The organism is Phycisphaerae bacterium, assembly GCA_017999985.1.
Taxonomy (GTDB): Bacteria; Planctomycetota; Phycisphaerae; order UBA1845; family Fen-1342; genus JAGNKU01.
In genome coordinates this window covers 99,636-121,585 of sequence record JAGNKU010000011.1, presented here as the reverse complement: position 1 = coordinate 121,585, position 21,950 = coordinate 99,636, and the positions used below count along the sequence as shown (strand labels likewise).

Here is a 21,950-nt window from a genome sequence, read left to right as displayed (position 1 = left end):
CGGAAGCCCGTGTGCGTTCAGGGCACCTCGAACTGCTCCAAGTAGCGAACGACGACGTCAAACAGCTCCGGCGCCTGCACGTAGGCGAAATGCCCACCGCTCGGCACGTACTCAAACGTCAGCTCCGGAAGCATCGCTCCGGCCGCGAGGGCCTGCTCGTACGCCGCTTGGAGGTTTCGCACGTTGGCTGGCTCATAGATGATGTCGTCCGCGGCCGTCATGAACAGCGCCGGGTTACGCATCTCGGTCACCCGTGCGACCACGTTGAACTCGTCCCACCCGACGGCGTCGTAATGATCGAGCGTGCGGCGGAACTGGAGCATGCCGGTGGTGCACGGAAACAGGTCGGTGATACGGCGGTACAAAACGGCGTTGCGCTGTAACTGCTCGGGCTCGGTCAAGCCTGCCAGAGACACCACCGCGGTCGCCTTGGCCCGCAGGTTCACGAAGTTGGCCGTCGTCGCTCCGGTCGAGTACCCGACCACAAAGACCCGGTCAACGCTGAGCAGCTCCAGACCCCCGGAGTCCAGCCACTCCAGCACCTCAACGACGTCGTCCACCTCGTCGGTGGCGTACGGCCCGACTTCGCTCAGGACGGGCGCCCACAGGCGGAAGCCCGCCCGCCGAAACTCGTCCCCGTAGCCGCGGAAGAAACTCAGCACGGCGGCGACCCGGGCTTCCGCGTAGGATGTGCTTGCGCCGCTGAGCAGGAGCACGAGGCTGCCGCGTGTGCCTGGCTCGGGTGACAGGTAGCCACCGATCACGCCGGGGCGGCTCTGCCGCGCCACCTGCAGCCACTGGGCATCGTCGACACCCGCGAGCGTTCCCCGGGCCGCCCGGCCGTGTTCCTCGACGACGACCACCTCCGGCAGTGGCGGAGCTGTGCAGTTCACAGCAGGAATGAAATACTGAAGATCAGTACAACCCGCCGCGAGCAACGGCACCGTGAGCAAAGACAAGGCCAGCCAGCGCGTTCGAACCTGGTTCACGACCGCTCCTCTTTCGTGCCGTGATTCTATCCGACTGCCGTGTAGCGCGTGCGGTCGCGGAGTATCCGCCCGTCGCGACTGGTCAGCGATGCACAGCCGACGAACTGGCGTCAGCCGGCGGCTCGCCAGAATTGACGTTGGCAACGCGGTCGGGCGTGGCGCGGCCGCACTCCGGGCAGACGCCGCTGACGTTGCCGGTCAGGTCGTAGCCGCAGTGGATGCAGTCTTGAGGCCGCCTGCGACGGGCCAACAGGCGTCGCGCGACGCCGGCGGGCAACGCGATGAGCGTGGCTGCGCAGAGCCCCAGGTTCGAGGCGTTGAGTATGTAGGCCCACAGCGAGCCGTGCTTCGACAACGCACGCTGGTACGATGGGTAGCCGCCGATGGCGCCGAGGACGAGCAGGGCGGCGCTCACCAGCCAGGCAATCAGCCACAAGCGGCGCGGCGCCCGCAGCAGGTCCAGCACCAAGCCCAGCATCCCGACTGTGACACCTCCGGCCACGATCACATAGGCGGAGATGCGGAGGAACGAGCCGCTTTCGCCCACCAGTGGGATGATCCACGCGCCCGCGAGGGCGCCTACGGCGAACATCGCATACTCGTCGCCGGGGTGTCGTGTTGCCGCGGCGCTGGTCGCGCACCACAGCAGCGGCAGCAGCCAGACGAACAGCCAGCGGGGACGCGGTGCGCGGCGCATCGGGACTGCCTGGGGCGACATGGTGGCATGATACTGTGGGGTGCGCTGCAGCGCGGCGTGGTTCCCGGCAGTCATTGGGCGTGATCCGGGGCAGGGCGGTTCCCAAAGCCTGGCGATGCAGGTGGGCTGCCGGATGCCGGTGGGCATGGGTGGTGGGGGCAGTTTCCGGACCCGCGGGAACTTCTTCGCCAGTCGGGGCGTCCAAACTTCCGGATGCGACTGCCAGGCCGCTGACGCGGGGACGGTGTGACATGATGGGAGGACACTTGACGAGGCGTTGGCTGAGGGGCCTCGTGGACAGTCTGGATGGCGTGGGCGAGCGACTGTTGACGTGGTATCAGGGCATCACGATCGCGACCTGCGGCCGGCTGCCGGCATGCAACCTCTCGGCCCTGAAGCTGCGCACATGGACTGCAAGCCTGATGTTCGGCGGCACCCTCCTTGTCGTGGTGCTGGCGTGCATCCGTCTGGGCGGAGACACGCCGGTCGGAGGTGGGCCGTCCGGCGTAGCAGGTTCTGAAGAGCCGGCCTTCGTGTTCGTCATTCGCTGCCGGCAGTGCGGCTGGACCCGGCCGCTGGGGGCGGCGGGGATGGATCGCGGCGTCAGTCGCGCGGGGGCGTACCAGTGTGAACGATGTCGCCAGCAGACGGCGTATCCAGTTTGGACGCCGCGCGGGGTGCTGGTCGCGGGCCAGCCGGAGGTGCGACAGCGATGAGCAATCAGCGACGCGTGCCGGCCTTCACCCTGATTGAGTTACTGGTGGTCGTGTCAATCATCAGCCTGCTCATGTCGATCCTGCTGCCGAGCATGTCACGGGCGCGCCACCAGGCCAAGTCCGCCGTGTGTCTCTCGAACCTGCGGCAGCTCGGGTACCTGCTGCTGGCCTACGCGGACGAAGACCAGGCCGACCAGGTGATTCCCATTCACGACATGATGATCCGGCGGACGGGCAACCCCTGGATCAGCGGCACCGGGCACAGCTTCGTGTGGGGTGGTCGTGACGGGCAGTTTCCATTGCCGGGGGAGAGCGGCGACATCTGGCTCTCCGGCGATGCGAAGGGTTACGTGCCGCCGGAAATGGGCGGGCCGATGTACGGGGCCGCACAGCGTCCGCTGAACCGCTTCTATCTCGGCCGCAACATCCACGCGAGCGACGCGGCGGAGATGGCCGTGTTCCGCTGCCCGGATGACCGGGGTTTTTCCGGGCAGAGCCCGGCGGTGCCGCCCGTCGTGCGCGGCCTCCCGTGCTACGAGGTCTTCGGCAACAGCTACCAGGCCCAGACGCTGACGTCGTTCATCGACGACAGCCCGTCGCAGGCGGGGGCCTTCTCGTGGGGTGTGTGGGGCCATCGCCTGCAGACGCTTCCGACGCCGGGTCAGCTCGTGCTGGCCGCCGAGCCACCGTTCTTGGATACCGCGGGCGGCGACTGGCACGCGCGCGGAAAGAAAGCGAACGTGCTGTTTGTGGACGGCGGCGCCCGCGCGACTTCGACGCAGGTCCACGCGTTGCCGGCCTGTGGCACGCTGGTGAAGATGGATTTGCCTTGCCCGCCGCTCCCGTGCAACGCTGGGCTGCTCAGCGAGGGACCAGGCTGGCGGCTGGATACCTGGCCGACGCCGGGGGCACGCATCTGGGGAGCGCCCAGCTTGTGGACCGCCGACCCGCCGCCTTTCACCGCGGATGCCATATCGCCGTGCCTCAACCGGGCGCAGTGGCCGTTTCCGGCGTACGAGTGCAACCTGGAGTGAGCGCGCCGGCGGCGGCACTGTTTCAACTGGGCAACGGGGGGCCTGCGTGCTATCGTGGGCGCTGTCACGTGCGGCGGCCACCGGGTGGCTGGCGCTGCGCGGTTGGCAGCGGAGCTATCCCGCATGCAGTCGTCCGTGGATGTACGGTCCCGCCGGCGGACTCTCTGGCTGTGGGGGTGTGCGGTGCTGGTGTTGGGTTGCGTGACGGCTTGCACGCGCGCACCGGACGTGCCCGCGGCCGTGTGGGCGAGCTACCGCGACGACGCCGAATACACGGGGTTGACGGTTGACTATCCGCTTGATGGCACGCTGTTTCCGCCGGAGCTGGCGCCGCCGACGTTTCAGTGGCACGACGGCAATCCGCGTGTCGATGCATGGGCGCTCGCGTTCCGGTTTGCCGATGGCCGCGCGCCGCTGCGCTGCACCACGGACAAGCCCCAATGGACGCCCGATGAAGCGCAATGGACCGAGATTCAACGCCGCACGCGCGAACAGGATGCGCGGGTGATCGTCCTCGGTGTGCAACGGGCGGCGCCTGGGACGATTCTGTCGGGCGCGCGCATTGCCATTCGCACATCGGCGGACGAAGTTGGCGCCCCGCTGTTCTATCGCGAAGTCAACCTGCCGTTCGCCGAGGCCGTCAAGGACCCGAGCCGCATTCGCTGGCGTTTCGGGCCGGTGTCGTCGCGCCAGCCGCCACCGATCGTGCTGGAAAACCTGCCGGTCTGCGGAAACTGCCATTCGTTCTCGGCTGACGGCGCCATGCTCGGGATGGACGTGGACTACGCCAACGACAAAGGTTCGTATGCGTTGACGCCGGTGCGGCGTGAGATGCCGCTGGCGACGAGCGACCTGATCACCTGGAGTGATTTTCGCCGTGATGATGGCCAGGCGACGTTCGGGCTGCTGTCGCAGGTCTCGCCGGACGGGCGCTACGTGGTCAGCACGGTGAAGGATCGGTCGGTATTCGTGGCGAAGCCGGAGCTGGCGTTTTCGCAGCTTTTTTTTCCGATCCGCGGGATCCTGGCGGTGTACGACCGGATGACGCAGACGTTCAGCGCGCTGCCGGGGGCGGACGATCCGGAGTACGTGCAGAGCAACGCGACGTGGAGCCCGGATGGCCAGACCATCATCTTCGCGCGGGCGAAGGCGCATCACCTGAAGCAGGACTCGGGCCAGGTGCTGCTAACCAAGGAGGAGTGCGCCGAGTTTCTCGAGGAGGGACGGACGTTTCTCTTCGATCTGTATCGCGTGCCGTTCAACGGCGGCGCCGCCGGCGTGGCCGAGCCGCTGCCGGGCGCGTCCCAGAACGGCAGGAGCAACTACTTCGCGAAGTTCTCGCCGGACGGCAAGTGGATCGTGTTCTGCCAGGCGCGCAGCTACATGCTGCTGCAGCCGGACAGCGAACTATACATCATGCCGGCGGCGGGGGGCGAGCCGCGGCGCATGCCGTGCAACACGGGGCGCATGAACTCGTGGCACAGTTGGTCGCCCAACGGCAAGTGGCTGGTGTTCTCGTCGAAGGCGACGTCGGAGTATACGCAGCTCTATCTGACACACATCAACGCCGAAGGCAACAGCACGCCGGCGGTGCGGCTGGCGGCGCTGACGGCGCCGGACCGGGCGGCGAACATCCCGGAGTTCGTCAACGCGACGCCGGACGCGATTGCAAAGATCGGCACGGCGTTCATCGACGACGTGTCGTACGTGCGGGCGGCGGACGCTTTTCTGCGGGCGCACGACGTGGATGGCGCGGTGCGGCAGTTCCGCAAGGCGCTGGAGCTGAATCCGCAGAACGCGATCGCGCACAGCAATCTGGGCGGCGTGCTGGTCACGCAGGGCGCCGTGGAGGAGGGTGTGACGCACTTGAAGGAGGCGCTGCGTCTCGATCCGACGAATGGCAGTCCGTACTACAACCTGGGGATGCTACGGGCGCGCGAGGGGAAGGTCGATGAAGCGGTCGAGCTGTTGACGCGCGCGGTACGCTATCGGCCGGAAATCGCCGATGCACAGCGCGTGTTGGGTGCACTCTTGTGCAACCGGGGTGCGGTCGCGGAGGGTGTACGGCATTTATCGGAGGCCGCGCGCCTCGATCCACGCGATGCGGTGGCACGCTTCTGTCTGGGCAAGGCGCAGGCGGCGCAAGGGCGGATGGCGGACGCGGTTCGCGAACTATCCGCGGCGGTGCAGCTCAACGCGGAGTACGTCGAGGCACTGCACTTGCTGGGACAACTGCTCGTGCAGCAGGGACGCGGTGCGGAAGCGCTCGGTCCGCTGGAACGCGCCGCGGCGCTGCAAGCGGATAATGCGCGCATCCTGGTCGATCTGGCGTGGCTGCTGGCAACGTGTCCCGATCCGAGGCTGCGCGATGCGCCGCGCGCGATCCAACTGGCTCGCCGGGCGTGCGAATTCACAGACTACCAGGCGTTTGCCGCCCTCGGCGTCCTGGCGGTTTGCCATGCCGCCGCCGGGCAATTTCCCGATGCAATTCGCGCCGCGGAGCAGGCCCGCCGGCTGGCCCTGGACTCCGGCGAGACGCAGATCGCAGCCGGCATCGCGGAGCAGATCGAGTCGTACCAGCGCGGCCAGGCATATCTGCCGCCGGCCGCGCCCCCACCGCCCGCCGGTGGACGTCCGTGACTCTGACCCGGGAGTAGACCATGCAGTACAGCAGAATGTGGCGCGGATTGGTGCTCGCCGCTCTGATCGCCGGAACGGCATGCAGCGCGGGCTGTCAGCGGAACGTCGCGGTATTGACCTACAACATCCACCATGCCGCAGGCGCGGATGGCCGGGTGGATCTCGAACGGATCGCCGCGGTCATCCGCGCCGCCCGCGCCGATCTCGTCGCGCTACAGGAGGTTGATCGCGGCGTACGGCGTTCGGGCGGCGAGGATCAGCCGCAGCGGTTGGCCGAGCTCACCGGCATGCACGTCGCTTTTGCGAAGAACATTGCGCTGCAAGGCGGCGAGTACGGCAATGCCGTCCTGAGTCGCTTCCCGATCGAGCGCTATGAGAATCACGCGTTGCCCAGGTTTGATGACAGCGAGCAGCGCGGGGCCTTGGAGGTCCACGTGCGGATCGGCGGCCGGCCGGTGGTCTTCGTCGCGACACATCTCGACCACTGCGCCAACGACCGCGAGCGGCGGGCGTCGCTCGCCACGCTCCGCGAACTGGTCGAGCGCAACGCGGATCGGACGGTGATTGTCGCTGGCGATTTCAACGCCCGGCCGGACAGCGCGGTCCTCAGCGACGCGACGGCATTTCTGCGGGACGCGTGTGCGGCCGTCGGCCACACCGACCTGACGTACCCCGCGGGCAAGCCGAGCGAGCGGATCGACTATGTGCTGGTGCTGCCGCGCGCGGGCCTGGGCTGTGTCGCATGCCAGGTGCTGCCCGAAGCGGTGGCGTCTGATCATCGGCCGGTGCTGGCGACGCTGACACTCGGCGGGCCGTAGACGCACTCCCCAACTGCTTGCGAAATGGAAGGAATTCTCACTGAGCTACGCCAGCAGGATGATGTCGTCCTGGAGCCCGGACGTTGGGCGCGGGCCGCGTTGCGGATCGACAAAGACGTCGATTTCCAGCCGCACGCCGAACTCGGGCAGGTAGATGCCGGGTTCGATCGTGAAGCCCAGGCCGGGCAGCATCGCGCGCGTGTCGTGCGTCTCCAGGTCGTCGAGATTCATGCCCAGGCCGTGCACGAGCGGGCCCGGGCTGAGGCTGTGCCCGGTGCGGTGGCGGATGTACTGCTCGTAGCCGGCGTTCTTGATCGTGTCGCTGGCCGCGCGGTCGAGCTGCCAGCCCTGCACGGGCTGCTTCGCTTTCCAGGCATTGACGGCACACGCGAGCGATGCATCGCGCGCCGCCTTCACCGTGTTGAACACCGCGCGGTGCTTCGCCGGCACGTCGCGGCCGACGAAGCCCACCCAGGTAATGTCGGAATAGACGTTTTCCTCGCCGGGCTGGTGGGCCCACAAGTCGATCAACACCCAGTCGCCGCGGCGAATCGGGGCGGGTGACTTCGCCGACGGCTCGAAATGCGGATCGCCGCTATGGGCGTTGACCGCGACGATGGGTGGCTCGGTCGTTTCGAGCTTTGCCGCCGCGAAGGCCTGCATGATGGCCTGCTGCACTTCGTATTCGTTGATCGGCTGGTTGGCGGCGACGCGCTGGCGGATGAGGTCGAATGCGCCATCCTTGGCCCGCCCGACGGCCGCGCAGGCGGCCTCATGCGCGGCGCAGACCTCGGGCGACCACACGGCGACGCTGGTCTGCACTAGGTTCGCGGACGAAACGACCTCGACGCCGAGAGCGCGGATGAGCTCAACCGTGCCGGCGTCGACAATCGACGCGACGGGCAGCGTGCCGCCGGGGGCGTATTCCATGGCGACGCGCGCGCGGCCTTCGAGGTGGTTGGCCAGCCACGCAATCAGGTCGCGCCACGACAGGTAGACCTCTTTCTTAACCGTGGCCGACTCGAATTGCGCGCGGTCAATGCCGTGGGCGAGCAGCGTCGGCTCGCCGTCAGCCGGGACAAGCAGTAGTGCCCGGCGGGTGGTCCAGCGCTTGCCGGGGACCAGTTGGGCGAGGACCGGATTGTTGCCCCGGAAGTCGTAGACCAGCCACGCGTCGATGTGCTGCTGACGCATGAAAGTCTGAGCGGCGGCGATCGCGTTCATGTCAACCTCCAAGTGCTCGGCGTTGTGTGGGGATGTTACCCGACCGATTCGGCCAGGGCGAGGTTCAACCCGGTGTCGTGGTCGCGTGCAGGCGGCGCCAGCGGCGGGCCTGGTACCAGTTGAAGATGACCGGCAGCAGCAAGTCGATGACCTCATCCGCGACGAGCAGGCCGCCGAGGACCGGCGCGGCCATTGGCTTCATCACCTCCGCGCCGACGCCGGTGGCCCAGAGCATGGGCATGAGGGCGATGATCGTTGTGCCTTCGGTCATCAGCTTGGGTCGCAGGCGGTGCACGGCGCCCGTGATGACGGCGTCCTTCAACTCCGCCAGCGAGCCGATCTTCAGGAGTCCCCCCCGCGCGCGGATGGCCTCATGCAGGTATACGAGCATCACGACCCCGGTCTGGGTGGCCATGCCGAAGCAGGCGATGTACCCGACCCAGACCGCGACGCTGAAGTTGAAGCCGAAAAGGCTCTGGAAGATCACGCCGCCGGCCAATGCGCCCGGCACCGCCAGGATGATCAGCAGGGCGTCGCGCACGTCGTTGAACGTCATGTACAGGATCACGAAGATCAGCAGCACGACCAGCGGAAAGACGATCTGCAGCGTCTTCCGCGCGCGGACCTGATGCTCGAACTGGCCGCTCCATTCGAGGAAGAAGCCCGGCGGCAGCTTGACCTGCGACGCGATTGCCTGTTGGGCCTCCTCGACGAACCCCACGATGTCGCGGTCGCGGACGTTGAGCTGCACGTACGAGCGCAGCATGCCGTTCTCGCTCTTGATGACGCTCGGCCCCTCGACAACCTGGATGTCCGCGACCTCGGTGATCGGAATCTGCACCGACTCTGTGCCGCCCGGCATCGGGGTCGCGCCCATCTCGCCGGTGGCCGCAGGTGCCGCGCCGCCGCGCCCCGTGACCAGAATGCGGCGCAGCGCCTGCTGGGTCTGCCAGAAGTCGCGCGCGTAGCGGACGCGGACCGGGAAGCGGGCCCGGCCCTCGACCGTGAGCGTGATCATCTTGCCGCCCATCGCGACCTCGATCGCATCCTGAATGTCGGCGACGTTCACGCCGTAGCGGGCGGCCCGCTCGCGGTCGATGTCGATCTGAAGGTAGCTGCGGCCAACGATCTGGTCCGGAAAGATGTCGACGGCGCCGCGGATGCCGCGCAGCACGCCGGCGATCTCGTTGGCGACACTCTGGATGCCGGGCTCAGCGACCACGACCCGGGAGACGCCGTTCTCCGTGATGGTGCGCGTGACGTCTTCCTGGCGCGGGCCGTAGACTTTGACGCCAATCATGGTACGCACGCCGGTGGCGAGCATGTCCACGCGGTTGATGATCGGCTGCGTCCAGATGTTGCCCCAGCCGGGCATCTGCAGCTCGCTGTCCAACTCCTGCACGAGGTCGGTCTTGAGCTTGTGCCAGAGGAACAGGCGCTTGCGCAGGTCCGGCTCGCGCGACGCGCACAGCGTGCGAAGCTGCTCGTCGCTGAGCTCGTGTGTGAGAAAACCACCGGCCTCGGCCTGCGTGCGCAAGGCGACGTGCAATTCCCACAGCAGCGTCCCGGCCGCGCGATCCTCCAGCTCCCAGTTGAGCGTCTTCACGCGCTGCACCCATTCGGCCTCCAGGCGCTTCTCGAAGCTCGCGAAGAGCTTGCTCGACAGCGTTGCCGCCGGGCGTTCCAGCGCGGTGAGCAGCGCGTCCTCAATGGCCCTCCAGGGCGAGGCCGGCAGGAGCAGCAGTTCCGGCGTGCGCTGCACGACGCCGAGGGCGTCCAGGCCGTCCGTGGCTGCTTCGATCAGCTTGGTCAGTTCTTCCCGCCGTGGCACCTCGACGAGCAGCCGGCCGTGCGTGTCCGCCAGCCGCGCCACCAGAGGGTTTAGCTCGGCATCCGTCGCCGCGCGACGCAGCGCGCCCTTGCGGCGGAACACATCGAGCAGCTCGGTGGCGGTCGCCATGGCGAGCTTCTGCGCCAGTACCGGCTCGAACTGACGCTGCCGATCATGGGCAAGTGTGCGCAGCACCCGGTCCAGCGCGGCCAGTCCGTCCATCGTGGCGGCGTTGGCCAGCGCGTCGGCGTCGTCCGGTTTCAGGTCGCCGGGCAGATGGCCGTTCTGCTGCAGGGCCGCGACGGCTTGGCGGGCTTCGGCCAGCGCGTCGTTGAATTGCACTTTGCGCTTCGGCCACCGTTCCCTCGGCCGCAGCGTGACGACGGTCTCGACCATGTCAATGCCGGATGGGTCGGTGGGCGTGTCTGCACGACCAACCTTGCCGACGACCTGGTCGACCTCGGGGAAGCCGCGCATGACCGCATCCCGTACGCGGATGTCGTCGGCGGCCTGGGCGATGGAGACGCGCGGCACGGTGACCGGCATGTCGAGAATGCTGCCTTCATCCAGGGGCGGCATGAACTCGCGGCCGAGCTTCGGAAAGTGCGCGGCCCACAGGGCGGTCACGAGCAGCAGGGCCAGGGCGATGCCCTTGCTGAGCAGCCGGCGGAAGAACGCGCAGCCGAAGAGCAGCGCGACGGCCAACACGGCGAGAAAGAGCACACGGCTGCCGACCAGGCCGGCGCCGATGATGAACAAGAACCCGATGAACCACAGCCCGGCGGCCGGAATCTGCATCAGCCACGTCAGAACCGGCTTGTAGATCTGGATGAAGCTGCGGACGATCCAGTTGTCTTCCTCGCGGCGCAAATGCCCGCGGATGAAGATCGGGATCATGGCCGGCACGCACGTCACGGCCAACAGCGCCACGCCGATCATCGCGAAGCTCTTGGTGAACGCGAGCGGATGGAACATCTTGCCTTCCTGGCCGCCCAGCGCGAAGACCGGCAGGAACGAAATCAGCATGATGATGACGGCGAAGAAGATCGGCTTGCCGACCAGCCGGCAGGCGCGGACCACGATCTCGGTCGTGTCGCCGCGCACCTTTTGCGACCCGAACTGCTGCGTCAGCTCGTGCGTAGCGTTTTCGACCATGACGACCGCGGCGTCGACCAGAATGCCGATCGAGATCGCGATGCCCGACAGCGACATGATGTTGCTGGGGATGCCGAGGTAGTACATCAGGATGAAAGAGATCAGCACCGCCAGCGGCAGCGTCACGCAGACGACCACGGCGCTGCGCAGATGCGTGAGAATCAGCAGGATGGCGAGGCTCGCGATGATCAGTTCCTCGCGCAGCGTGCCGACGAGCGTGTGAATCGCCCCCTCGATCAGCCGCGTGCGGTCATAGAAGGGCACGATGCGCACGCCCGCGGGCAAGCCCGCCTGCAATTGCTCGATGCGCGCCTTGATCGCGCGCGTGACCGCCAGCGGATTCTCGCCGTACCGCATCATCACGACGCCGCCGGTTGCCTCGGCGCCGTTCTTTTCGAGCATGCTCCGGCGATACTGCGGGCCGAGCTGCACGGCCGCGAGGTTGCGGACGTAGATGGGCACACCGTCGCGCTCGGTCACCACCACGTTCTCGAGGTCCTGCACGCCACGCAGCCAGCCGACGCCACGAATCAGGAATTCGGCGTTCGCCTCGAAATACACCTTGCCGCCGACGGCGATGTTGCTGCCGGCGATGGCGTTGTAGACGGCGCCCAGCGTGACGTCATAGGCCCGCAGCCGGTCCGGATCGACATCGACCTGGTACTCGCGGACGAAGCCGCCGACGCTGGCGACCTCGGCGACGCCGGGCACGTAGAGCTGGTAGCGCACATACCAGTCCTGGATGGCACGCAGCTCGTCGAGACTGTAGCCGTCGCCCTCCACCGTGTACCAGAAGATCTGCCCGAGCGCGGTGGCGTCGGGCGCGAGGTAGGGCACCACGCCCGGCGGCAGAAACGTGGTCGCGATGTTGAGCCGTTCCAGCACGCGCGTCCGCGCGAAGTAGAAGTCGGTGGCGTCGTCGAAGATGATGTTGATCATCGAGAAGTTGAATTCGCTCGATGAGCGCACAGCCTTCACCCCGGCCAGCCCCTGCAGGTTCACCGATAGAGGGTAGGTGATCTGGTCGTCGATCTCCTGCGGCGAGCGGCCCATCCAGTCGGTGAAGACGATCACCTGGTTCTCGGACAGGTCGGGGATGGCGTCGATCGGCGTCTTCAGCACGCAGTACACGCCCCATAGCGCGACCACCACCGTCAGCAGAATGACGATGAAGCGATTGCGAATGCAATACTCGATCACGCTGGGGATCATGAACCACTCCGCGCGCGGCCAGTCCGGCCGCGACCGCCGGTACTAGTGCTGGTGGCCGCCGCTGCCCTTGGGTTCCGTCGGCGGCCTGCCGCTCGCGCCGAAATACTGCGCCGCCGCCGCGGGATTCAGGCGGTTCTCGGCGTCCACCAGGAACGCGCCATCGGTCGCGATCCGCTCGCCCGCCTTCAGGCCGGACACGACCGGGTAGAACTCGCCGGCCCGCGGGCCCAGCTCGACCTGGAGCATGTCGAACACGCCCGGCTCCGTCTCGCGGTAGACGATGTGACGCGTGCCCGTGTTGATCACCGCGGCCTGGGGCACCGCGAGCACCTTCTCGAGCTGCACGAACTTGAACGGAAACTTGTCCACCGGGCACAGGGCCGGCTCGTCATACAGCCGGTCCGGCGTGATCGGGCAGAAATACCCGGTCGCGAAGCGTTCCTGGTCAATGCCGGGCCGCGGCTTGAGCGTATCGGTGACCATTCCACAGCGCGGCATTTCCTGTCCCATGTACGGGTTGTTGACCGTCCGGCCCTCCTGCACCCAATCCGCTTTCACCATCGGGCAGTAGGCGATGTACAGGGGCTCGGCGGGCGGGCTGATGCGCAACAGGCGGATCAGCTCCTTGCTGACGTCGCGGAGCAGGTCGCGCTGCGCAGCGATGTCCTTGCCCGGCAATTTGGCGACGGCCTCGGCGAGGGCGGCGGCAACCGTGGCCGCTGGACCGGGAGGCCCCTTGGCCAGCGCCAGGGCCTGCTTTTGCAGCTCACCAAGTGATTCCTGCTCAATGCGGTCGTGGACGTAGCCCGTGGTCAAAGCGAGATAGGCGCGGAGCGCTGCACCTTCCGGACTGGTGTCGGTAGTGACCGCGCCGCTCGCCGGTGCGCTGTCGGTCGGTGGCGGCAGCGCGGTGACTGTTCCGACCGGCACGCGGATGTACGCCTCAGCGTACATGCCGGGCTTGAGCTTAAAGTCGGGGTTGGCGATTTCGACACGGGCGGCGACCGTGCGCGTCGCTGGATCAACCTCGTACGCGATGAACGTGATTCGGCCGGCGAAAAGCTCCTGGGGATACGCCGTGCAGCGCACTTCGACGGCCGTGCCGACGGCCACGCCGGCGCTCTCGTCCTCGAAGACCTTGACCTGCATCCACACGCTGCTCAAGTCGGCGATCGTATAGAGGTCGTCGCCCTCATTGACGTAGTGCCCTTCAAGCACGTTCTTCGCGGTTACGAAGCCCGCGATCGGCGAGTAAATCGTCAGGTGCGTCTCAGGTTCGCCGCGCTTGAGGAGTGCGTCGATCTGTTCCGCCGTGATGCCCCACAGGAGCAGCTTCTGCCGCGCGGCCTCGAGCAGCGATTGACCCGTCGCCTCGGCGAATTCGCTCGGTCCGCTGGTCGTTGCGAGCCGGCGTTGCGCCAAGAGCAGCTCCTGTTGAGCCGTCAGCAGTTCCGGGCTGTACAGCCACACGAGCGGGTCGCCGGCATTGACGTACTGCCCGACGTAGTTCACCAGCAGCTTGTCGATGCGCCCCTTGATCCGCGCCGCGATGAAGGCCCGGCGCGTCTCGTCATAATCGACGACGCCGACCGTGCGAATCTCGCGGCTCAGCAGCCGGTACTCGACCGGCGTGCTGGCGATCCGACCCATGCGGACCTTCAGCGGCGTAAGCTGCGTGCGGGCCAGCACGCCCTCCGGCAGCGGCACGTGCTCGCCCTTCGGGCGCTTCGAGAGCGGCATCCCGCAGATCGGGCAGCTCCCCGGCTCGGCCCGGATGACGGCGGGGTGCATGGGGCAGAAGTACTCGACCTCCGCGGCAGCAACCAGGTCCGGGGCCTGCGCGGGGCGCAGCCAGCGGTCCACGTGGTTCGTAATGTTCTCCCAATAGCCCACGACCAGCCCGACGATTGCCATCAGGAAGATGAAGCGCAGGCGGACCTGCACGAGTTCCAGCAGCCACCAGGCCCGTCGCAGCCGCGATGGCTGCGCGGCAGCCTTCGGCGGTCCCGCATCGTCTGGCATGGTTCGATCTCCACGGTGGCCCGACTACCTATGATAGGACGGCAGCCGACGCCCGGGGGCGAATTCGGCGCCCGGGTAGCCTATTCGCCGCGGCGGGCTGGCGAAAGGTGTGGCACGTAGTGGGCGGCCCGGCGGGCGGGTAGAATTGCCCGCACGGTGCGATCGGCGAAAACGGGTGCGAGCCCGGGGCCTGAATGCATGTCGAGACACATTGGCTGGTGCATCCCGATCCTGGTTCTGTTTTCGACCTCCTGTGCGCGCATCGAGCACGAAGCCGAGCTGCGGCAGGCTGCAGGCGGCGTGAAGCGCGCCACCGGCCTGCAGCCGACGTGGCCGGAGGACGAGGGCCCGGTGCGCGCGCTGCAGTTGGACGACTCGCACGTGGTGTCTCTCGACACCGCGCTCGAGCTGGCGCTCGTCAACAACCGCGCCCTGCGCGCCGACCTGAACGTCATCGGCCAGGCGAAGGCCGATCTCGTCCAGGCCGGCCTGCTGACCAACCCCGTGCTCTCGATCATGCTCCGCTTTCCCTCCGGCGGCGGGCGCAGCATGTTCGACTTCGGCGTGGCCAAGGATTTCGCCGACCTGTGGCTGATCCCGAGCAAGAAGCGCGCCGCCCAGGCCATGCTCCGGCAGCGCATCCTCTCCATCACCGACACGACGATCGCGCTCGTCAACGACGTGCGCAACGCCTACTACAGCCTCCAGTACCTGGCGCTCGCGCTTGACCTCCAGCGGCAAAATCAGCAACTAATCCGCGAGGCACTCGAAATCGCGCAGGTGCTCCTGCAGGCCGGGCAGAACACGCAACTCGACGTGAACCTGCTGCACAGCCGCTATCTCGAAACGGAATTGGAGGTGCTGCAGCTCCGCAGCGATTACCACACCACGCAATCGACCCTGCTGCGGCTCATGGGCCAGGCGCTCGCCCCGCAGGAGTGGAGCCCGACACCGCTGATGCTCGCAGCGCCGTGGACGCCGCTCGCGACGGATGAAACGCCGTTCATCGATGCAGCGCTGGAGCAGCGGCTCGATATCGCCGCCGCCCACTGGGAACGCGAGTCGGCCTTTGCGGACTACCAGCAGCAATTGCTGAAGTTCCTGCCGAGTCTGGCGATCGGCGTGGCGGGTGAGCGCACCGCCGGCCGGGCGCTGCCCGAACGCAAGATCATCGCCGACACCATCAAAGCGTCGATCCTCAACGGCGCGCCAACCGTGCCCGAGTTCGAGAGCCCGAGCCAACGCCGCTACGCCCGCAGCCAGGAAATCAAATTCCTGCTGGGGCCGTCGTTCGAAGTACCGCTGCCGATCTTTGACCAGAACCAGGCACAGGTGGCCAAGGCCCAGTACCGTGCGCGCGAATTGCAGCAACGCTACGAGGAGCTGGAGCAGCGGGTCATGGAAGGCGTCCGCACGGCGGTGACACTCCGCCGGCTGGCGGAAGACCGGGCGCGGACATACCGCGACGAGCTCCTGCCGCTCCGCACGACAAACCTGCGGCTCGCCGAGACTGAGTACCAGTCCGGCCGCGAGTCGATCCTGACGGTCTTGCTGGCACAGGAAGAACTGATCCGCACGCAACTGGGCTATGCCGCCGCGGTGCGCGACCTGGCGATCAGTGCGGCGAATCTCGAACGGCAACTGGCGGGCCGGCTGCCGGAGCCGGCGGTGGAGGCGCCGGCCTCACAGCCCACGACGTCGCCCAGCGTGGAAACACGGGAGTCATGAGAGTGTGTAAGTCACGTCGCATGTGCCGGTTTCTGGCGGCGTCGCTGTTCCTGTTCGTCTGCGGCTGTGAGCGCACGCCGGAGAAGGAAAAGTCGCCCGCGGGCGCGGCGCGCGTGCGGGCTTCGGCCGGCGGCCTCCAGATCGGGTCACCGGCGCCGCCGCTGGGGTTGGAGACACTGCTTCAGGCGCCGCAGGGCGCCACGGCGAGCTGGGAGGCCCTGCGCGGCAAAGCGGTCGTGCTGGAGTTTTGGGCGACGTGGTGCGGGCCGTGTGTGGCGGCAATTCCACACCTGAACGAGTTGGCGGAGAAATACGCCGGCAAGCCGGTGCAATTCATTGCGGTCACCGCCGAGCCGGAGAGCAAGGTGGCGCCGTTTTTGGAGCGCAAGGCGATCCGCGCGTGGGTCGGGCTGGATACGGACAAGTCGATGCACGCGGCGTACGGCATCGAGGGGATTCCGCTGACGGTGCTGGTGGATGCGCAGGGTAAGCTGGCCGGGTTCACGCACCCAATGGGCCTGACGGCGGGGTTGCTGGATGACCTGATCGCGGGCAAGCCGCTGCCGAGCGTCCCCGAGTCGGGGAACGAGTCGGACACGGTGTCCGCCAGGGGTGCGGAGGAGGAAAGCGGGGCACATCCGCTGTTTGAAATCACGATTCGCCGTGGCGCGGCCGAGGGGATGACGAGCAGCAGTGCCGGGATGTTGACGATGAAAGGCGCCGACCTGCCGCAGGTGCTTTCGACGGCCTACGGCTGGCCGCGTCACCAGATCGACATCGCGTTCGCGGTGCCGGAAGAGTACTACGACGTCGAGGTGCGCGTGCCGCGCGCGCAAGACGCCGCACTCCGGCCGATGTTGCAGCAAGCGCTCGAGGCGACCTTTGGTCTGCGCACCCGACGCGAGCCGCGAACGGTAGCGGCGTACGCTTTGACAGTGCCGAAGGGTGCGACTGCTAAGCTGACGCCGGCGGCGGCCCCGGACGGCGGCCAGGCCACACAATCGGGGGCGGGCAGCATGGAGTTTGTGAACGTCTCACCAGGCAACTTGGCGGCTTCGCTCGCGGAGCTTCTGCAGCGCCCAGTCTTCAACGAAACACAACTGAACGGCCGGTACGATGTCAGCCTGCGTTGGGACGAGAGCAAGCCGGACGGCCTGCTCGCCGCGGTCCGCGAGCAGTTGGGTTTGGAAGTGACGCCGGTCGAACGCCCGGTGGAGACACTCGTGGTGGAACAGGCGCCGGGGCGGTAAAGTCTCGTTGGCGCAAGGCGGTTCCGGGGAACCCACGCTCGCGCCTTGGGCATCCGACATGAGCGCACCGGATTTCAAGATCATCGGGTTGAGCGTGTGGGTACTTAGCCGCGAGTTTGACTCGTCGGACGACTACTGGGACGGTAACTGGCTCTTGGTTCGCGCACTGTGTGAAGCCCACGGGGCGGTCGTCGAGACCACAGGTCCGATTCTCCATCTGGGGGAGTTGGAGCAATGGTTGCACGAACTGCGCGCGGCCCACTCGTCACTCAACGGAATCGCCACACTTGAGTGCACAGAACCCAACCTCAGCGTGTCATTGTCACTTACGCAGGGGAACGGCGAACTTGTAGTTGATCTTACCCCTAACCACATGATGCAGAAGCACCGCTTTCGATTTGAGATCGACCAGTCGTATTTGCCCGCGCTTTGCTCCGAACTTGAGCGGCTACTTGCGCGCTATCCGATTCGAGGACAGCGATAGCCCGTGGGCGCATGTTGACATCAGTTGCCATTATTTGTCCGGCTCCACCTTGTCGCTTCGTGCTCCGCTGATCACGATCCACAAGGCGCTCCAGGGGTTCCACGCGCTGCGCTGGCCTGGCGCTGCCGCTTCGGGTTCTGCGCGCTGCGGCGCTTCAGCCGGTGCCAACATGGCGCGAACGTCGCTTGCGCCGGACCGCCGACTTCCGAATTCTGGCTTCATAGTTGTGACTTCGCGCTTCACGCCGTCGCTCGGCAGGAGCCGCGCCCTCTCTTGCGGCCTCGCCCCGCTCACTTCTGACCTCACACTTCTGCCTTCAGCCTTGCTGCCGCGCCGTTTGCTCCCCGTCGCCGCCCGCGTATGATGCCCGCCGATGCAGTTCGAGGTTTACAGCGGCGCGAAGGCGGGTCGGCCACGGCTCCTGCCGATCGTCACGGCCGGCCTGCTGGCGGGTGCACTCGGTCTGGCGTGGTGGCAGGTGCACACGCGGCACGCGCTGGGGCCCGAGCAGGCCGTCGGTGATACGCCGCTGCGCGTCCAGCCGCCCCGCGGCTGGGTGCGTGATCCGCGCGACCCGCGGGCGTTCATCCTGCCCAGCGCCCGGCGCGGCCGGCGTGACCAGCGCGCGTTCGAGCGCCGCATTCAGTTCGAGTACACGCGCCTCCCGACCTTCCAGACCGTGGTGCAACTGCTGGCGGCCGACGTGCTGGGCAGCCGGGGCACCGTGGCCCAGGCGGAGCGCGTGCGACTGGGTCCGTACCCCGCGGTGCAGGTGCACCAGATCGTGCCGATGCTCATGGGCCGCACGCGGCTGCGCGGCGAGATGATCACACGCTTCACCTGCCTGCCACGCGGCCACGTGATCAAGGTGCAATACGAGCCGCTGGTCGACCTGCGGCCGGCCGACGTCGAGATGCTCGACGATGTCTGCCAGACGCTGCGCATCGACGATCCGACGCTCAACCGGCCGGCGGAGGAGTTTCTGGCCGACGCCGGTCTGAAGCTGCCGCTCGAGCGCGGCTGGCAGGTGGTGGGCACGGACTTTCCCGAGGTGCGCGGAGTGTTCATCTCCGCCGCGGCGGAGCAGGGGCCGGCCTGGTCGATCGCGGTTTTGCGCACGTGGCTGGTGCCGGACCGCACGCCGGGGGATCTCCTGGGCGACCTTGCGGCGCGGTTCTGGTTGCGCTGGGACGCGGCGAGCCTGCTGCACGAGGAAGCCCATGCCGCCGGCGGCCAGGTTGTGGCGCTGCGGCACCCGGACCTCGGCGAGAGCGACATCCTGGTGCCGTCCGCGCGGGTTGTACGAATCTCGCCGGCACGGGTGGTCGTGTTGCTGGTGTTCACCGACGCCGCCAATGCGGCCGAGGCCGACCGGGTGGCGGGGCGGATGGCGGCGGCGCTGCAGATCGTCGACGATGGGCCGGTGGAGCTGGAGGTGGCCCGCGCGGCGGGGGCGCAGTTGGCGGCAGACCTGCGCCAGGCGGGCCCGACGGCGCGGTGGGGACGCGAGGCCCGCGAGGCGGTGTATCAAAGACTGAATTCCAACGAGGTCGTTATCGTGCAGCGCGCGGCGGCGCAGGGCCGCCCGGAGCGCGGCTACGAAGGCGGCCTGTGGCGCCGCATGGGTCAGTTGCGCGAGGAGCGCGTGACGTGGACCGTCGACGGCCGGGCGGGGGCCTATCGCTGGCAAGGCGACTTTTTCATCGCGCAGGAGCCGGTGCAGGTGGTCGAGCAACGGGGGCAGCCGACCGGGGCGGTGACGCGCCAGATTCTGACCAGTGACGGGGCGCGGCACCGCTGGTCGTTCACGCCCGGCGACGCGTTCGTGCCGCCGCCGGTGGAGTCGATCATCAACGGCTGGGTGGCGCGGAACCAGGTCCCGGTTGCGCTCGTGGAGACCTCGGTGACGCTCGGGCCGGGCACGTGCAGCGTGCTGCTGCGGTCGTTGCCTCCGGATGGTGCGTTTCGCCGGGTGCTCGTGCAGGAGGACTACTGGCCGCTGGGGCTGATCGAGGCGTACGACGACGCGCACGCGGAGCTGGAGTACGAACTCGTGCCGGGCAAGGAATACCGGCGCCGGCGCTAGTGGAGCCCGGATGGCCGGGCGGACGGCGGGGCAGGGGGTTTTCAGCCCGGGCGCTGCCGCGTATGCTCTTCACTTGAGAAGACATTTGGAGGTCTCGTAGAATCCTGGCACTGGGTGGCGTAATGGAGACGCACGGCGGGGGCCGGCGGTGCTGTCGCAGGCATGGGCACGATCAATCTCACTCCGTCAACCTGGTCACCGGCGGTCGCCACGGCTGACGCCGGCGCTGTGTCCGGGAGCGCTGCCCCGGAGGCCTTTGCACCCGCGGCCAGCGCCGAGAGCCGCACGGGGGACTTCCACGGCATCGCCTGGACGTACAGTCCCGGGGTGCAGGAACTGCTCACGGCTGTGCCGGCGGGCGCGTGGGCCCAGCCCCTGGCGCAGGGCTGGCAACGGGTCAAGCAGAACGCGCGGCGCGAAGTCTGGCGCGCGGTCCTGCAGGCCACGCCGTACTATGTGAAATACTACTTCAACGATTCGTGGCAACAGCGGGTGCGGAGCCTGCTGCGCGAGCCGGCGTGCCGCGCGGAGTGGGAAGGCGGCGTGTTTGCGCGGCGGGCCGGCCTGGCGGCGGTTCGCCCGGTCGCATACGCCGAGCGGCTGGCGCGCGACGGTCGGGCGTGCGCCGTGCTGGTCAGTGCCGGGATCGAGCCGGCACAGCCACTCAACGACTTCTGGCTCCAGCTCCAGTCGGACGATGACGTCCGGCGGCGGCGGCGCGACGTGGCGCAGCTCTGCGAGCTGCTGGCCGAGATGATCGCCCGCGCGCACCAGGCCGGGTTCGAGCACCTGGACATGCACGCGGCCAACATCCTCGTGCAGCCGGTGGGGCCGCGTACCTACCGCACGGTCTTCGTGGACCTGCAGAGTGCGCGGCGGGACGTGCCGCTCAGCGACGGCGCGGTCGTCCGCAACCTCGCGCAGCTCAACCAGTGGTTTCGGCGGAATAGCTCGGTGGCGGACCGGCTGCGCTTCCTGCGCGCCTACCTGCGCTGGCGGAATGAATATGAAACGGCGTTCGAGCACGGGCGCGCGCTGGGGCTGGGTTTTGCCGGCCTGGTGGCGGCGTTGGATGCGGCGGCCCGCCGGCATGCCTGGCGGCTGGGCGCGCAGCGTGACCGGCGCAGCGCGCGGACGGGGCGCTACTTCACGCGACTGCGACTGCCGGGCGGCTGGCGTGGCGTGGCCGTGACGGCCTGCAAGCACGCGAGCGACGAATCGCGTGCGTCGCAACTGGTGTTCGCGCCGCGCTGGTGGAGTCAGTGCCTGCAGCAGCCGCTGCGATGGTTCTCCGCGGCCAACAGCACAGCGTGCAAGAACTCGCATTCCGCGCAGGTGTGCCGCGCCGTGCTGCCGCACGAGGGCGAGGCGCTGGCCGTGATCATCAAGCGCCCGCGGGCCCGCAATGCGTGGCGCTGGTTCGCGCAGCTCTGGCCGCCGTCGCGCGGGCGGCGCGGCTGGGCGATCGGCCACGCGCTCTTGCACCGCGATATCGCAACGGCCCGGCCGTTGGCCATGCTGGAACGCCGGTGGGGGCCACTGGTGCGTGACAGCCTGCTGATCACCGAGGCGCTCCCGGGTGCCGTCGATCTGGAATCGCACCTGCGCGCGGAGTACGGGCGCCGCACGCCGGCGGAATGGCGGCAACTCAAGAATACGCTCGCCGAGCTGCTCGCGTGGCACGTGCGGGTCTTCCACGAGCGCGGCTTCGAGCACCGCGACTGCAAGGCGAGCAACATCCTGGTCGTGCCACACGACGCGCCCAAGCTCTTGTGGATCGATCTGGATGGCGTCCGGCGTGCGCTTTGGCGTGTTCGCCCCCGCCGGCAACGGGCGCTCGCGCGGCTGTACGTCAGCCTGGGCGGTCTGCCGGGCGTGACGCGGACCGACTGCGTACGTTTCCTGAAGACGTACTACGGGGGCTATGGCACTGCGGCGGATGCTTGGCGGGCCGAGTGGCCCGCGCTGGCCGCCGCCAGTGCGCGCAAGCAGCAGGCCAAGGCGGCGCGACGGGCCTGGAAGCGGGCGCATTACGGCCGGGAGTGATCTGCTGGCGCGGCGGGC

Annotated in this window: 14 protein-coding genes; 9 read left to right on the top strand and 5 right to left on the bottom strand. The window is 67.9% G+C overall.

Translation table 11 applies throughout. From position 1 onward, the window contains the following. Positions 1 to 17: 17 nt before the first annotated feature. Positions 18 to 989, bottom strand: a complete 972-nt coding sequence (locus KA383_15115; GenBank protein MBP7747446.1) for a hypothetical protein — start codon at positions 987 to 989, stop codon at positions 18 to 20. Positions 990 to 1,071: 82 nt separating this feature from the next. Next, a complete protein-coding gene (locus KA383_15110; GenBank protein MBP7747445.1) occupies positions 1,072 to 1,761 on the bottom strand; it encodes a hypothetical protein in 690 nt (229 codons plus the stop codon). 191 nt (positions 1,762 to 1,952) lie between these two features. On the opposite strand from KA383_15110, the gene KA383_15105 reads away from it, so the two are divergent. The 4 genes from KA383_15105 to KA383_15090 all read left to right on the top strand — a co-directional run bounded on the left by KA383_15105 (position 1,953) and on the right by KA383_15090 (position 6,894). Continuing rightward, positions 1,953 to 2,402, top strand: a complete 450-nt coding sequence (locus KA383_15105) for a hypothetical protein (GenBank protein MBP7747444.1) — start codon at positions 1,953 to 1,955, stop codon at positions 2,400 to 2,402. After that, the gene (locus KA383_15100) at positions 2,399 to 3,436 is read left to right on the top strand and encodes a type II secretion system protein (protein MBP7747443.1); all 1,038 of its coding nucleotides are present in this window, start codon (positions 2,399 to 2,401) and stop codon (positions 3,434 to 3,436) included. Before KA383_15105 ends, KA383_15100 begins: the two co-directional genes overlap by 4 nt. Positions 3,437 to 3,559: 123 nt before the next feature. Beyond that, positions 3,560 to 6,076: a tetratricopeptide repeat protein gene (locus tag KA383_15095; protein ID MBP7747442.1), complete on the top strand. Its 2,517-nt coding sequence runs from the start codon at positions 3,560 to 3,562 to the stop codon at positions 6,074 to 6,076. Between the two features lie 20 nt (positions 6,077 to 6,096). Beyond that, the gene (locus KA383_15090; protein ID MBP7747441.1) at positions 6,097 to 6,894 is read left to right on the top strand and encodes an endonuclease/exonuclease/phosphatase family protein; all 798 of its coding nucleotides are present in this window, start codon (positions 6,097 to 6,099) and stop codon (positions 6,892 to 6,894) included. Positions 6,895 to 6,939: 45 nt separating this feature from the next. Here the strand turns inward: KA383_15090 and KA383_15085 are convergent, their stop codons facing one another. The 3 genes from KA383_15085 to KA383_15075 form a co-directional block, all read right to left on the bottom strand. Further along, the gene (locus KA383_15085; GenBank protein MBP7747440.1) at positions 6,940 to 8,088 is read right to left on the bottom strand and encodes an aminopeptidase P family protein; all 1,149 of its coding nucleotides are present in this window, start codon (positions 8,086 to 8,088) and stop codon (positions 6,940 to 6,942) included. Between the two features lie 94 nt (positions 8,089 to 8,182). Further along, positions 8,183 to 12,316 (bottom strand): efflux RND transporter permease subunit, encoded by a 4,134-nt coding sequence (locus KA383_15080; GenBank protein ID MBP7747439.1) that lies wholly within the window; start codon positions 12,314 to 12,316, stop codon positions 8,183 to 8,185. 42 nt (positions 12,317 to 12,358) lie between these two features. Then, positions 12,359 to 14,338 carry an efflux RND transporter periplasmic adaptor subunit gene (locus tag KA383_15075; GenBank protein MBP7747438.1) on the bottom strand — a complete coding sequence of 660 codons (1,980 nt, stop codon included), beginning with the start codon at positions 14,336 to 14,338 and terminating at the stop codon, positions 12,359 to 12,361. Between the two features lie 198 nt (positions 14,339 to 14,536). Between KA383_15075 and KA383_15070 the strand changes: the two genes are divergently transcribed. The 5 genes from KA383_15070 (at position 14,537) to KA383_15050 (ending at position 21,932) form a co-directional block, all read left to right on the top strand. Further along, positions 14,537 to 16,066 (top strand): TolC family protein, encoded by a 1,530-nt coding sequence (locus KA383_15070; GenBank protein ID MBP7747437.1) that lies wholly within the window; start codon positions 14,537 to 14,539, stop codon positions 16,064 to 16,066. Positions 16,067 to 16,068: 2 nt separating this feature from the next. Next, complete coding sequence (locus KA383_15065) at positions 16,069 to 17,316, top strand: TIGR03435 family protein (GenBank protein MBP7747436.1); 1,248 nt, start codon at positions 16,069 to 16,071, stop codon at positions 17,314 to 17,316. Positions 17,317 to 17,374: 58 nt separating this feature from the next. Beyond that, positions 17,375 to 17,800 (top strand): hypothetical protein, encoded by a 426-nt coding sequence (locus KA383_15060; GenBank protein ID MBP7747435.1) that lies wholly within the window; start codon positions 17,375 to 17,377, stop codon positions 17,798 to 17,800. 373 nt (positions 17,801 to 18,173) lie between these two features. Beyond that, positions 18,174 to 19,886, top strand: coding sequence for a hypothetical protein (locus tag KA383_15055; protein MBP7747434.1), 1,713 nt, complete (start codon positions 18,174 to 18,176; stop codon positions 19,884 to 19,886). A gap of 162 nt (positions 19,887 to 20,048) precedes the next feature. Next, positions 20,049 to 21,932: a hypothetical protein gene (locus tag KA383_15050; protein MBP7747433.1), complete on the top strand. Its 1,884-nt coding sequence runs from the start codon at positions 20,049 to 20,051 to the stop codon at positions 21,930 to 21,932. Positions 21,933 to 21,950: the final 18 nt, after the last annotated feature.

What these genes read in the sequence shown, in the direction of transcription:
- KA383_15110 (MBP7747445.1), bottom strand. Translation starts at nt 1,761, where the DNA reads ATGACTGCCGGGAACCACGCCGCGCTGCAGCGCACCCCACAGTATCAT.
- KA383_15100 (MBP7747443.1), top strand. Translation starts at nt 2,399, where the DNA reads ATGAGCAATCAGCGACGCGTGCCGGCCTTCACCCTGATTGAGTTACTG.
- KA383_15095 (MBP7747442.1), top strand. Translation starts at nt 3,560, where the DNA reads ATGCAGTCGTCCGTGGATGTACGGTCCCGCCGGCGGACTCTCTGGCTG.
- KA383_15090 (MBP7747441.1), top strand. Translation starts at nt 6,097, where the DNA reads ATGCAGTACAGCAGAATGTGGCGCGGATTGGTGCTCGCCGCTCTGATC.
- KA383_15085 (MBP7747440.1), bottom strand. Translation starts at nt 8,088, where the DNA reads ATGCGTCAGCAGCACATCGACGCGTGGCTGGTCTACGACTTCCGGGGC.
- KA383_15080 (MBP7747439.1), bottom strand. Translation starts at nt 12,316, where the DNA reads ATGATCCCCAGCGTGATCGAGTATTGCATTCGCAATCGCTTCATCGTC.
- KA383_15075 (MBP7747438.1), bottom strand. Translation starts at nt 14,338, where the DNA reads ATGCCAGACGATGCGGGACCGCCGAAGGCTGCCGCGCAGCCATCGCGG.
- KA383_15070 (MBP7747437.1), top strand. Translation starts at nt 14,537, where the DNA reads ATGTCGAGACACATTGGCTGGTGCATCCCGATCCTGGTTCTGTTTTCG.
- KA383_15060 (MBP7747435.1), top strand. Translation starts at nt 17,375, where the DNA reads ATGAGCGCACCGGATTTCAAGATCATCGGGTTGAGCGTGTGGGTACTT.
- KA383_15055 (MBP7747434.1), top strand. Translation starts at nt 18,174, where the DNA reads ATGCAGTTCGAGGTTTACAGCGGCGCGAAGGCGGGTCGGCCACGGCTC.
- KA383_15050 (MBP7747433.1), top strand. Translation starts at nt 20,049, where the DNA reads ATGGGCACGATCAATCTCACTCCGTCAACCTGGTCACCGGCGGTCGCC.